Source organism: Aquirufa nivalisilvae, from assembly GCF_004307455.1.
Taxonomy (GTDB): Bacteria; Bacteroidota; Bacteroidia; order Cytophagales; family Spirosomataceae; genus Aquirufa; species Aquirufa nivalisilvae.
The window spans coordinates 148,744-161,185 of record NZ_SEWX01000004.1 but is presented as its reverse complement, the minus strand read 5'-3'; the positions used below and the strand labels follow the sequence as shown (position 1 = coordinate 161,185).

The window sequence follows — 12,442 nt, the reverse complement described above, 5'->3', positions numbered from 1 at the left end:
TTGACGGACGTTTTAAAATCCGAAGATGTAAGCAAAACCCATAGATATGGTACGACAAAAAATATTGATCCTAAATGGCCCCAATTTGAACCTATTAGGAACTAGAGAACCAGAAATTTACGGTCATCAGACCTTTGAACAATACTTAGAAGTACTGAAAGATAAATTCGGGAAGGAATTGGAATTGGAATATTTTCAATCCAATAGTGAAGGCGCCATGATTAGCAAGTTACATGAAGTAGGTTTTTCTTATGACGGTATTTTGTTGAATGCAGGCGGATATACGCACACTTCCATTGCATTAGCAGATGCTGTTTCTGCCATTTCAACACCTGTGATTGAAGTACATATTTCCAATGTTCATGCTCGTGAATCTTTCCGTGCACATTCTTACTTAAGTCCAAAATGCAAAGGAACCATCATTGGTTTTGGATTGAGAAGTTATGATTTAGGCCTATACTCCTTTATTTAACATGCTATCTTTTTACCCTGGTCCTTCCAAAGTCTATCCTCAAACTTTGGGCTTCATTCAAGAAGCGTACGAGCAGGGAATTGTGAGCATCAATCACCGCAGCGCCCGCTTTGAGAGCTTGTTGAAAGAAACCCTTGAAAACTTGCACCAAAAGTGGGATATCCCGGCCGAATACACCATTTATTTCATTTCTTCGGCCACCGAGGCCTGGGAAATCGTGGCTCAATCTCTGATTGAAAAGAAAAGCCTCCATGTGTACAATGGTGCTTTTGGCAAAAAATGGGCTCATTATGTGGAGCAAATTATACCTGAATCCACTAGTTTGGAATTTGGGCTGAATGAGTCTTTGTCGGAGTTTGCTACCACAATTTCAGAAGAACTTAAATCTGAAGTAGATACGCTTTGCCTAGTTCAAAGTGAGACTTCCAATGGAACAGGACAGGTAATTCATCGAAAGGAATTAGGTTTTTCATCCGATTGCTTGATTGCTGTCGATGCTACATCTTCCATGGGAGGCATTGAGCTACCTTGGTTAGAAGCTGATGTTTGGTTGGCTTCTTGTCAAAAATGCATGGGCATTCCTGCAGGTTTAGGGGTATTGATTTGCTCACCTAAAGCTTTGGAAAGAGCTGAAAAATTGAACAGAAAAGATCATTACAATAGCATCATTTTAATGGAACAAAATAGAAAGTTGTTCCAAACACATTATACACCCAATGTTTTGGGCATTTACTTACTCAATCGCTTAAGCCAAACGCTTCCTTCGATTCAAGAAATCCATCAACATACCTTGGAAAAAATGGCCATTTGGGAAGATTTCTGGAAGCATCAATCCTCATTTGAATTTGATTTTTTGGTAGACCAACATGCCCTTAGACTTCCCACCGTGCTTGCTCTAAAAGGCGATTCATCCGAGGTAAATCGCATTTTCCAGTTAGCAGAACAGCATCAAATTGATTTAGGCAAAGGTTATGGCACTTGGAAAAACAACACCTTCCGAATTGCAAATTTCCCCAGCCATACCATAGAAGATATACACTCACTCATACAATTTATACAAGCTTAACATGCACTTCAACCTAAAAGAAATCATTTCATCATCCCTGATTCTGTTTTCTGTCATCGATATCTTGGGGTCTATTCCCATCATTATCGACCTACGAAAGAAAAATGGAAGCATTCATGCTGAACAGGCCACTTTGGTATCAGGTGCCATTATGATTGGCTTCTTTTTTGCAGGAAAGTTTATCTTACATCTATTGGGAGTAGATACGAATTCTTTTGCCGTAGCAGGTGCTTTGATTATCTTTTTGATTGGCCTTGAAATGACTTTAGGTAGAAATATTTTCAAAGCTGAGGAAATGCAAGAAGGAACTCACTCCATTGTACCTCTTGCCTTCCCTGTCATTGCTGGAGCTGGAACGATGACTACATTGATTTCCTTAAAATCGCAGTTTGAAGAGGAAAATATCATCATCAGTATCTTGATAAACTTAATCTTCATCTACCTCGTGTTACGTAGTAGCGTTTGGATAGAAAAGAAATTAGGAAACGTAGGTACTCAAATTTTACGCAAGGTTTTCGGAGTCATCTTAATTGCGATTGCTATTAAAATCATTAAGACCCGATTGTTCTAAGCATGAGTAAAAAACAAAAATACTATGTCATTTGGGCGGGTCATGAAACAGGAATTTTTGATTCTTGGGCTAAGGCTGAAAAGTTAATCAAGAACTTTCCTGGGGCACAATATAAATCTTTTGATAGTCGTACTGCAGCTGAAGAAGCCTTCAAAAAAAACTATTGGGCCAGTATAGAAACAACTAAAAAATCCAATGTTAAAAAGTCCATTCATTCCCAAGACATCATTATCCCAAGCATCTCAGTAGATGCAGCTTGTTCAGGAAATCCTGGTGTGTTGGAATACCAAGGTGTCAATACCGAAACCAAAGAGGTGCTATTTGCCCAGGGCCCCTATCCTATTGGAACGGTTAATCTTGGAGAATTTTTGGCCATCGTTCATGGATTGGCCTATTTGAAAAAAATCGACTGTCCATTTCCCTTATATTCCGATTCTAGAACGGCTATAGCTTGGGTTAGAAATAAAGCCATCAAAACCAATTTGGAGCGTAATTCAGAAACGGAAGAGCTATTCCAACGCGTAGATAAGGCCATTGCATGGTTAAAAGGCAATTTCTACCAAACAAAAATTTTGAAATGGGAAACAGAGCATTGGGGTGAAAATCCAGCGGATTATGGCAGAAAGTAGGTCCATTTTTCAGTTCAAACAATTTCAATTAGCCCACGGTAATCCAGGACTTAAAATCAGTACGGAAGCCTGCCTTTTCGGTGCTTGGATACCCATTGGCAACTCGCTACAAGCCTTGGATATAGGTACAGGCTGCGGATTATTGGCACACATGCTTTGTCAAAAATCCCCTGATTTACGAGTAGATGCCCTAGAAATTATTCCAGAAGTGGCTGAATTAGCTCAACAAAATGTAGAACAAAGTCCTTTCAAAGAGTACATCAGGGTGTTTCAAGGGGATATTAAAACTTTGCATGTCAGCCAACCCTATGACCTTATCCTGTGTAATCCACCTTTTTTCAGCAATCATTTAGCTACTACGGATAGTTCCAAGCAAGCTGCCATCCATGCAGACCATATGTCTCCCGATGATTTAGCGCAAGCAATCCACCATCATCTGACAGAATTAGGGCATTTTGCTGTCTTATACCCTCCTCATGAAATGGGAATTTTCTTACAAGCTGCCGAAAAAAGAGGCTTATTTGCCAATCAGATTGCTCATATTATTCCCAAACCTGGGGCTAAAGTTCTCCGACAAATGCTTTGGGGATCTCGACAAAAAATGGACATTTCGGTCAAACAAATTCATATTCGTGATAAACAAGGCAACTACCACCTTGATTTTCAAGAATTATTAAAACCTTACTATTTAATCTTCCCTTAAAATAATAACCAAGCTTTTTGTATTTTTGTCAACATGCAAGATTCTACGCTACAAATTTCCATCGTTGTCCCTCTCTTTAATGAGGCTGAATCACTTCCAGAACTATGTGCTTGGATTGATCGGGTTATGCGAGCCAATCATTTCTCTTACGAAATGATTTTTGTAAACGATGGTAGTCGGGATGAATCCTGGGAAGTTTTGAAATCTTTATCGGTTCAATACCCCAGCCTAAAAGCTAGTTCTTTTGCTCGTAATTATGGTAAATCCGCAGCTTTGCATGAAGGGTTCTCCAAAGCACAAGGATCTGTAGTGATTACCATGGATGCCGACATGCAAGACTCCCCTGACGAGATTCCTGCATTATATCAAATGATTACCCAAGATGGTTTTGATTTAGTCTCAGGTTGGAAACAAAAACGTTTTGACCCCTTGTCTAAAACCATCCCTACCAAATTGTACAATGCCGCTACTAGAGCGCTTTCAGGGGTTTATTTACATGATTTCAACTGTGGATTGAAAGCCTATAAATTAGAAGTCATTAAGACCATTCGCCTCTATGGCGAAATGCATCGTTATATTCCCGTTCAGGCAAAGTGGAACGGTTTTTCTAAGATTGGAGAAAAAGTAGTACAGCATCAAGCCAGAAAATACGGCGTAACCAAATTCGGCTTAGAACGATTCTTGTATGGATTTTTGGATTTACTTTCCATCACTTTTGTACAAACCTTTGGCAAAAGACCCATGCACCTTTTTGGTAGCTTCGGAATCCTATCTTTCTTTTCTGGAAGTATCATCACTTTGTGGCTCATCGGCGAAAAACTTTACAATATCACGCAGCATTTAAAATACCGCAATGTGACGGATAATCCTTTGTTCTTTTTGGCATTGGTAGCCATCATATTAGGCGTTCAGTTATTTTTAGCTGGTTTCATTGGTGAGCTGATGGTCACTAATTCTGACAAAACAACCGATTATCAAATCAAGGAAGAAATATCCTAAATATGAGTACAAAAGACCTTCGTTGGCTGAGTCGCTCGGAACTTCTCATTGGAGAACAAGGCATCCAGCAATTACAAAATGCCCATGTATTGATTGTAGGACTGGGAGGAGTTGGCTCCTTTGCCGCTGAGTTTATTGCTAGAGCGGGTGTAGGAACCATGACCATTGTGGATGGAGACGTAGTAGATCCTACTAATAGAAATCGCCAATTGCCAGCCTTAGCAACTAACCACGGTGTCGCTAAAGTAAAAATCATGGCTGAGCGCTTATTGGCCATCAATCCAGATTTGGTCTTGCATGAGCATGAGACATTTTTGAGTCCTGAGGCTGCCAAAGAGATTTTAGAGAAAACAAAATACGATTATGTCATGGATTGTATTGATTCGGTCACACCCAAATTGACCCTATTAAAAACAGCCTATGACCTAGGATTGAACATCGTAAGCTCCATGGGAGCGGGAGGAAAATTAGATCCAACCAAACTCAAAACGGCAGATTTATTGGATACCCGTGAATGTTATTTAGCTTCTTTGGTTAGAAAGCGTATCCGTAAAATGGGAGTTTCACGCGGAATTAAAGCCGTATATTCACAGGAAAAAGTAAAAGATGAATCGCTTATTTTAACGGATGGCTCCAACTTCAAGAAGTCTGCATACGGAACCATTTCCTATCTTCCTGCGGCTTTTGGAGGTGTTTGCGCATCTGTCGTGATTCGCGACTTATTGAATGAGCCTATTCCGATGGAAAAAAAGCCCAAGGCCTTCATTAAAATGGAGCAAAAAAACAAACAAAAGAAATGATCAAAATAGGTGTTATCAATGTTTCTGACCGCGCCAGTGCAGGTATCTATGAAGATATCCCGGGTAAGGCTGTCGTAGAATTGCTTAAGGAATATTTGATTTCTGATTTTGAAGTAGTTTATGCGGTCATTCCTGATGAACAAGACTTATTAGAACAAACCATGTGCCAAATGGCCGATGAAGCGGAGGCTTGTCTGATTGTTACTACAGGTGGAACGGGCCCAGCACTACGGGATGTTACTCCTGAAGCTACGGAAGCTGTATGCCAAAAGATAATGCCAGGTTTTGGAGAATTGATGCGTCAAGTAAGCCTACAATACGTCCCTACCGCCATATTAAGCCGCCAAACTGCGGGTATTCGTGGGAAATCATTGATTGTCAATTTACCAGGAAAACCCAAAGCTATTCGCCAGTGCCTAGAAGCTATATTTCCAGCTATACCTTATTGCATTGATTTGATTGGTGGCCCATTTTTAGAGTGCAATGAAGCCAATATGAAAGCCTTCCGACCGCCCTCTTCCTAATTTTCGTGTTGGATTAATCGTTCATACAATTTCGCTGTGATTACCCCCCTTTTTCCATCGGCAATGACGTTGTCATCAATTTGAAGTATGGGAACCACCCGTTTGGTACTTCCTGTGGTAAAAACTTCATCCGCCTGCTTAAATGCATCTAAACTCACATCTTGTATCTTAACTTCTATGAAGGAAGATGCCAAATCGATTACGTGTTTTCGAGTAATTCCTTCCAAGATATGTTGAGCTGGAGTATATAAAACCCCATCCTTCACACAAAACAAATTGCTTCTGGATGATTCAGAAACGCCATATGCTTGGGTATAATAAATCAAATCATCAAAACCTTGGGATTTGATATCACTCCAATTTCGGATGGCATAGGCATAGTTCAAGGATTTAATATCCGCCATTTCACGTACAAAATTTCTACTTGCCAATTTCATCCCATGGATTGGATCCATGAATTGAAATTCATTGGGAATAATGAATAATTGACTTTTTCCTTGAGGTTCAAAACCATTGGAAGAATCTCCGCCCGTAAGAACCATTTTGATACCTAAGCAATCTACTTCCGACTTAGCCGCAATCTCATGAATTAAACCAGCTAACTGCTCTTTGCTGTACATATGAGAAATCCCCATTTTATCGGCCGAGGCTAAAAAACGGTCTAGGTGATCCGATAGAAAAATAGGTCTACCCTGCATGACCCTAAAAAAATCAAATATGCCAAAGCCTCGTAAAAAACCGACATCTTGAATGCCTACATAAACCTGATCTGGATCTATCCAGTGATGATTATGATAAATTGGATAAACCATTTTCTTGTAATTTCTTAACTAATTGTATGACTTGTCGAGCTTCTATTACATCATGCACCCGTAGGATATGGGCACCTTGTTGTAAGGCCACCGTATGTAAAACCGTGGTTCCATTCAAGGACTCCTCTGCCTTCGTTCCAAGCACTTTTTGTATCATGGATTTTCGGGAAACTCCCACTAAAAGTGGCACGCCTAATCGAGTGAATTGATGTAATTGAGCCATCAATTGATAATTTTGGTCCAAAGATTTAGAGAAACCAAAGCCTGGATCTAGCACCACATCCTTGGCTCCCAGCGCCCTCAAAGCCTGTATTTTTTTTATCATGTCTAACCAGACATCTTCCACCACATATTCATAATCAGGCACTTGATGTACTTGTGAAAAAGCACCCACACTGTGCGTTAAAATATAAGGAACTTGATTTTCGGATACCCATTCAAATATCCCTTCATCCATTTGCCCGCCACCTACATCATTGAACCAATCTGCCCCAGCTTGAATGGCGGCCTTTGCCACCGACAGACGGTAAGTATCCACAGATAAACAAATATGAGGAAAGGCTTTACTTAATGCTTCGATTACTGGGATTACGCGATCTTGCTCTTCTTGAGCAGAAACGGCCTTCGCATCTGGTCGGGTAGAATGCCCACCCACATCCAAGATGCTGGCTCCTTCCTCAATCATTTGAGCAGCTAAAGCTAAACATTCATCGATCACTGTCACCCGGCTAGCAGAAAAAAAAGAATCCGGCGTAGCATTCAATATACCCATGATTTGGGGTATCTGAAGATCAATCAATCCCGACTTATATCGAATTGTTTGAAAAGATGGAAAAAGAGCTTCCAAATGAGCTGAAATTTAGGATAATTTAAATATTTTTGTAGTCTGAAAAAAAAGAGATTTGTAAACTAATCCTCTCCTATGAACAGGGACAATGCGCCTTCCCAAACTGAAATCGAATATCGACAAGTAATTTCACACTGCAAAGCCTTGTTTGATAAAAAAAACAAAGATTACGGTACTTCTTGGCGAATTTTACGATTACCTAGTTTAACAGATCAAATTTTTATAAAAGCGCAGCGTATACGCAGCATTCAAGAAAAAGGAGAGCAAAAAATTCAAGATGGTATTGAAGGTGAATTCATTGGAATCATCAACTACTGCATCATTGCCTTAATTCAAAAGTCGCTCGAAAATTCAGAACAAATGGAGTTTTCTGCGGATGAATTAAGTCGATTTTACGATTATCAAGTAGAAACCACCTTGGAACTTTTACGCAATAAAAATCATGATTACGGTGAGGCTTGGCGCGACATGCGTGTGAGTAGCATGACAGATCTAATCTTAATGAAGATTTTCCGCACGAAACAAATCGAAAATAACCTGGGTGTTACCCTCGTTTCCGAAGGTGTAGAAGCCAATTACCAAGACATGCTGAATTACGCAGTCTTCTGTTTGATCAAAATCAAGGAAGAACAAATGCAAATCCAACAACAATAATCCACCAATAATATGCGGCAATACAGTCGAATCGCTACTTTTTTATTGGTCTTTATCTTCCTCTTTTCAGGTCTAATCAAACTGAATGACCCAATTGGAACCCAACTGAAATTGGAAGAATATTTCGATGTATTTTCTCAAGATTTTCCAGCGATGGAAGGCTTTTGGAAATTTTGGATTCCCTTTGCTCTACCTCTTTCCATCTTATTAAGTAGTATGGAAATTGTCTTGGGAATTGCTCTCTGGGCAAATTACAGAACAAAACAGGTGCTTTGGACGTTTTTAGGCCTCTTGGGGTTCTTTGGTTTCTTAACTTTTTATTCGGCTTATTTCAACAAAGTAACGGATTGTGGATGTTTCGGTGAGACGATCAAACTGACTCCTTGGACTTCTTTCTTCAAAGATGTATTCTTGTTTGTTTTGGCTCTTAGTTTATTATTTACTGACAAAATTAAGTCTTTCAATAAGAATCTAAGCCCAGTCATTATTAGTGCTATTATAAGTGTTTCTTTAGGTATTTATTGTTATTTCTATTTACCAATCCACGATGGCTTACCTTATGCCATTGGTGATAATATTCCACAAAACATGAAGTCTAGGGAAGCCATGCGCTTTTCTTATGTCTACAAAATCAATGGTAAAGAGGAGACATTAACTGAAATGCCTACAGACACGCAAGCCGTATTTGTTTCCATGCAAGCCTTGAATGAGAAAGAAGCTCGCCCATTGATTACCGACTATCGGATTTGGGTAGATAATGATACTATCGATTATACAGCTGAGAGTTTCAAGGGTAAAAAACTGATGGTCATCATTCCTAATGTACACCATTCGCATTTGGATGCTTTAAAACAAATTGCTCTTTTGGCCAATGAAGCCAGTAAAAAAGGTCTTGAGGTTTGGTTATTAAGTGCTTCTTCTGATGAAGAAGTGAATAGTATCCGACATGAGTATCAATTAAATTTCCCGGCCATGTCCGTGGATACCAAAGTATTAAAAACCATCATTCGTTCTAGCCCAGGTCTTTGGTTGCTTAACCAAGGAACTGTTCGTGGTAAATGGTCTGCCTACCACCTACCTAGTATCGAAGACATAGACCAACGTTTAATAACAACAGATTAAGAATGAAAAATATTTATTTAATAGGAATGCCCTCCTCGGGTAAAAGTACTCTTGGGAAAGAATTAGCGAAAAACTTAGGATTTAGTTTTACGGATATGGACAAGCTGATTGAAACAAGGGAACAAAAAACTATTTCTGAAATTTTTTCGACCCAAGGTGAGGCGCATTTCCGTGAATTAGAACGCAAGACTTTGCATGGTTTCCAACCCGATCAATCCATGGTCATTGCCACAGGTGGTGGAGTACCTTGCTTTTTTGACAACATGGATTACATGAAAAAACATGGTATCAGTGTTTTCTTAAATGTGGAGTTGAATGACTTAGCCAAGAGATTGTACAAAGCGCAAGGTAATAACCGTCCGCTTTTAGATAAAAGTCAAAGTGAAGAGGCGGTGATTGCCACCATCAAAAAGACTTTTGAGGAAAGACTTCCTTTTTACAAACAAGCCGATATTCAGGTAGATGGGGAAATTAGTGTCAATCAATTGTTGTGGTTGATTGAGTCTTACGTTCCCGTTCAATAATTAAAATAAGATTCCCCCTCCTAATACAAACTGCAGGTTATTTTTGGTCAACATGGCCGATGAATAATCTGCAGCATTTTTTAAGCTATATGGTGTAAATCCATCTTTTGCCGTACGCTGAACGGCTGTCAAATCGATATAAAAAGAGGATGTACGATAGCCAATCCCTCCCGATATTTGCAAGCTATTACGATCAATACCATCGTAAGTACTGGAATAACCACTACCAAACTGCGCTACTCCAGCGCGTATATTCCAATTTGTTGTTACACGAATTTCTGTTCCTACTTTAATGTTCAAAGCCGATTCAAAATTTCGTTTGATTTGTCCGTTGTGCTTATCTTGAAACTGTTGATTGGCCGATGAATTTAATTCACTTGAAGAAACGCGCATACCTGGGTAATTCACATAAGCCAAATCTAAACTCAGAAAGCCTCTTTTTCCAAAGAAATAAGCCAATCCTCCCGATAAAGTCATAGGAGTAGTCAATTGATAGGTAAACTCATTTGGAGTTACATAAACAGGTTTTACTTTCGTAATGATAATAGGTACCCCATTGGAATCATAAGATGGGATGCCGTTGACGGTCGGACTAATACGCGCATCATATCGTTCATTCACTTGATCAAAATAGGCAGGGCTTTGGAAATTAAATGCCACTCTCAAATTGGGACTCCATTTATAAATCATACCCAAGGATAATGATATCCCCGATCCATTAGTCACTAAATTTTCTCGGTAATTCATCGCAGCCACATAGCGTCCACCTACATATTCCTCTGTCCAATTGCTCGTTGTTGTTGAGGTAATTTTCGAAAACTGCAAGCCTGCACCAATGTACAATTTGTCCATGTAAGAAGCCCCATAGCTAAAATTCCAACTGCTCAAAGCTCCTGAATTCACCACTTCTCCTACTTGAGAGGTTGGCAAATTAGGTTCATACCGAGAAAAAGGCACTCCACCATTGGTTGGGTTAGGATCAATCAAATAAGCCTGATATGCCGCCGCTTCTGGACTATCTGCATAATTACTAGCTGGACTATATTCACCGTCCAAACTAGCCCCAGTGGCATTTTTATCATTTGCTTTTTCAATGAATGAATCTAGTAATGACGATCGATTATTGGTACCTGTTACATACACTGGTTGAGTAAATACCACTTGTCTGGAATAACTTATCCCAAATGCACCATGCCATTTGTTATAAGAACTAGGATCTCCTGCCAACACCAAACCTAAACTTGGCAAATGAAACAAGGCATCTGTTTGCTTGGCAATGGTTCCTAGATAATTGGAGCTAGTGGATGAATTTTGTTGAGCCATACTCAAATGCACCTCCGAACGATTGTAGAATCCCAAACCTGCAGGATTAGCTGCAATGGAACTAACATCAGCACCTAAAACACTGTAGGTTCCTCCCAGGGCCTGCATACGAGCTGTTCCCGTAGCGTAGGTAGTAGAGAAGTATTTAGCCAAATTCGCATAACTGTATATTTGTCCAAACACAAGATTAGGCAAACACAATCCTAAAGCGATTGTTACAATGTACTTTTTCATAAGATCAAATATTACCTAGGTCCACGTGAACTTCCACCACCACCACCTCCACCACTGGAGCTTCCGCCTCCTCCATAAGATCCCCCTCCTGAATTATAAGAAGGTCTAGAGAAGCTTTCCACTTGACGAGATTGAGATGGTTCAGCATAACGATATTCCACATTACTGTTTCTTCTAGGTGCTGCCGAACGCTCATAGCTTTGAGTACCTGCCGAACGATTGGAATAGGTACTTGGTTGATTCGAACCTTGACTATTGTAATAGTTATTACCGCTTCTAGGTGTATTAGAGAAGGAATCTCCATAACTACCGCGGTTAGATGAAGATGAAGCTGCATCTCTTGGGCCATAGTTCACCTTACGTGGAGGATCTACCGTGGTATTATTGTAATTGTAACCACTAGAACCTAATGAATTATAATAGTTGTAATTATTATACACTACCCCACCAAAATTACGGTATGGATTGTAGAATGACCATGGATTATAAAATGGATCATAGTAACTGTAGGAGTTAAATCCGTATACTGAACCATAACCAAAAGTTGAGCCATAGTAGAATGGATCATTCATCACACCATAGGCTGAATAATAAGGATTCATCATCAAATTATATGAACTCAATGGAGAATACCAGCGAGATCTGAATCCATATCCAAAACTAATCATGGGGTTCATATACCAATTATTCCAGGCTGATCCCGTAGTAAAACCTGCATTATAACCTGTATTGTACACTTGGTTATAAGTACTCGGATTTACACCGTTATTGTAAACACTTCTTGAATTTAAAAAATTGGACTGCTCTGCAATACCTTCCTCTTCTTCAATCACAACTGTATTATCATCGAAATTCAGATAATCCGATTTTACTTTTTTGGTAGAAGCCACCGCACGCTGCGGTACATCATACAAATCATCTGAAGCAAATTGCTTCTTGGCAACTTCTCCTGATGGACTGACCTGAATGGTCACACAGCCTTGAAATAAAGCCGCAATACCCAGAAAAGACAAGATAATAAGTTGATTTTTCATGGTCTTAGAGATAAAAGTATAAGCTTAACTAAGGACAATAACGTATCTTTGTCGTTAATCGTTCGTTGATTGAGAATATTAACACAAATAAAACGAATAAATATCTAATTAATTACGCGACAAGCTAT

General features: G+C 39.5%; 15 protein-coding genes. 11 read left to right on the top strand and 4 right to left on the bottom strand.

All coding sequences use genetic code 11. The annotated features are described in order from the left end of the window. Positions 1-46 precede the first annotated feature (46 nt). Genes aroQ through mog form a run of 8 tightly spaced genes read left to right on the top strand, consistent with a single transcriptional unit; the run spans position 47 to position 5,764 of the window. Positions 47-472 carry a type II 3-dehydroquinate dehydratase gene (gene aroQ / locus EWU22_RS06565; protein ID WP_109322529.1) on the top strand — a complete coding sequence of 142 codons (426 nt, stop codon included), beginning with the start codon at positions 47-49 and terminating at the stop codon, positions 470-472. A gap of 1 nt (position 473) precedes the next feature. Next, positions 474-1,538: an aminotransferase class V-fold PLP-dependent enzyme gene (locus tag EWU22_RS06560; RefSeq protein ID WP_130924912.1), complete on the top strand. Its 1,065-nt coding sequence runs from the start codon at positions 474-476 to the stop codon at positions 1,536-1,538. Between the two features lies 1 nt (position 1,539). After that, complete coding sequence (locus EWU22_RS06555) at positions 1,540-2,109, top strand: MarC family protein (protein WP_130924911.1); 570 nt, start codon at positions 1,540-1,542, stop codon at positions 2,107-2,109. Positions 2,110-2,111: 2 nt separating this feature from the next. Beyond that, a complete protein-coding gene (locus EWU22_RS06550) occupies positions 2,112-2,738 on the top strand; it encodes a ribonuclease H1 domain-containing protein (RefSeq protein WP_130924910.1) in 627 nt (208 codons plus the stop codon). Further along, complete coding sequence (locus EWU22_RS06545) at positions 2,725-3,441, top strand: tRNA1(Val) (adenine(37)-N6)-methyltransferase (protein WP_130924909.1); 717 nt, start codon at positions 2,725-2,727, stop codon at positions 3,439-3,441. The genes EWU22_RS06550 and EWU22_RS06545 overlap by 14 nt, the downstream gene beginning before the upstream one ends. Positions 3,442-3,474: 33 nt before the next feature. After that, positions 3,475-4,440, top strand: a complete 966-nt coding sequence (locus EWU22_RS06540; RefSeq protein ID WP_109322524.1) for a glycosyltransferase family 2 protein — start codon at positions 3,475-3,477, stop codon at positions 4,438-4,440. Between the two features lie 2 nt (positions 4,441-4,442). Next, a complete protein-coding gene (locus tag EWU22_RS06535) occupies positions 4,443-5,240 on the top strand; it encodes a tRNA threonylcarbamoyladenosine dehydratase (RefSeq protein ID WP_130924908.1) in 798 nt (265 codons plus the stop codon). After that, positions 5,237-5,764, top strand: coding sequence for a molybdopterin adenylyltransferase (mog, locus tag EWU22_RS06530; RefSeq protein ID WP_130924907.1), 528 nt, complete (start codon positions 5,237-5,239; stop codon positions 5,762-5,764). The genes EWU22_RS06535 and mog overlap by 4 nt, the downstream gene beginning before the upstream one ends. Here mog and EWU22_RS06525 read toward each other — a convergent pair. Together EWU22_RS06525 and folP are read right to left on the bottom strand one after the other, a co-directional pair. Further along, positions 5,761-6,576: an aminotransferase class IV gene (locus EWU22_RS06525; RefSeq protein ID WP_130924906.1), complete on the bottom strand. Its 816-nt coding sequence runs from the start codon at positions 6,574-6,576 to the stop codon at positions 5,761-5,763. The genes mog and EWU22_RS06525 overlap by 4 nt on opposite strands. After that, on the bottom strand, positions 6,554-7,423 hold the full coding sequence (gene folP, locus EWU22_RS06520; protein ID WP_231962789.1) for a dihydropteroate synthase: 870 nt from the start codon (positions 7,421-7,423) through the stop codon (positions 6,554-6,556). The genes EWU22_RS06525 and folP overlap by 23 nt, the downstream gene beginning before the upstream one ends. Before the next feature lie 75 nt (positions 7,424-7,498). On the opposite strand from folP, the gene EWU22_RS06515 reads away from it, so the two are divergent. The 3 genes from EWU22_RS06515 to EWU22_RS06505 are packed head-to-tail and all read left to right on the top strand — an operon-like array spanning position 7,499 to position 9,723. Then, positions 7,499-8,077 carry a DUF1599 domain-containing protein gene (locus EWU22_RS06515; protein ID WP_130924905.1) on the top strand — a complete coding sequence of 193 codons (579 nt, stop codon included), beginning with the start codon at positions 7,499-7,501 and terminating at the stop codon, positions 8,075-8,077. A gap of 12 nt (positions 8,078-8,089) precedes the next feature. After that, positions 8,090-9,199, top strand: a complete 1,110-nt coding sequence (locus EWU22_RS06510) for a BT_3928 family protein (protein WP_130924904.1) — start codon at positions 8,090-8,092, stop codon at positions 9,197-9,199. Between the two features lie 2 nt (positions 9,200-9,201). Next, positions 9,202-9,723, top strand: coding sequence for a shikimate kinase (locus EWU22_RS06505; RefSeq protein ID WP_109322518.1), 522 nt, complete (start codon positions 9,202-9,204; stop codon positions 9,721-9,723). Here the strand turns inward: EWU22_RS06505 and EWU22_RS06500 are convergent, their stop codons facing one another. Together EWU22_RS06500 and EWU22_RS06495 are read right to left on the bottom strand one after the other, a co-directional pair. Beyond that, entirely contained in the window at positions 9,724-11,280 is a 1,557-nt protein-coding gene (locus tag EWU22_RS06500; RefSeq protein ID WP_130924903.1) for an outer membrane protein transport protein, read from the bottom strand. It abuts the gene before it with no gap. 11 nt (positions 11,281-11,291) lie between these two features. Beyond that, positions 11,292-12,314, bottom strand: coding sequence for a hypothetical protein (locus EWU22_RS06495; protein ID WP_130924902.1), 1,023 nt, complete (start codon positions 12,312-12,314; stop codon positions 11,292-11,294). Positions 12,315-12,442 lie beyond the last annotated feature (128 nt).